1 protein-coding gene is annotated in these 394 nt (G+C 67.5%); it reads left to right on the plus strand.

Annotated features, from left to right (window positions below; translation table 11 throughout):
• Nucleotides 1–394, plus strand: a 394-nt coding sequence (locus RND78_RS27940; RefSeq protein ID WP_312733479.1) for a POTRA domain-containing protein, incomplete at both ends; no start/stop codon positions are given.

Below are 394 nucleotides of genomic sequence, written 5' to 3' on the forward strand. Positions count from 1 at the left end.
TCTGATCCGCAATCGCCAGGATCGCCTGCTCGAAGACCAGCAGAAGCGCCTGCAGGAACTGCAGGATCTGCCTGGCCCGGCCGCCACGCCGGCGGCTCCGCCACCCTCCGACGAAGGCCGCTGCTTCACCCTGCGAACCATCGTGCTGCAGGGCGCCGATCACCTCTCTGCGGCCGAGCGTGCCCGCCTGACCCGGCCCTACGAGGGCCAGTGCGTCGGCGTCAACCAGCTAAACGCCCTGCTCAAGGCGATCACCGATGCCTACCTGGCGCATGGCTACGTCACCAGCCGTGCTTATCTGCCGCAACAGGATCTGTCCCAGGGCACCCTGACCATCCTGGTGGTGGAGGGCAAGCTCGAGTCGATCCAGCCCGCCGACGGCAGTGGCCTGACA

Origin of the sequence: Pseudomonas oryzihabitans, assembly GCF_032027545.1 — a bacterium.
In the GTDB taxonomy this organism is placed as follows: Bacteria; Pseudomonadota; Gammaproteobacteria; order Pseudomonadales; family Pseudomonadaceae; genus Chryseomonas; species Chryseomonas oryzihabitans_F.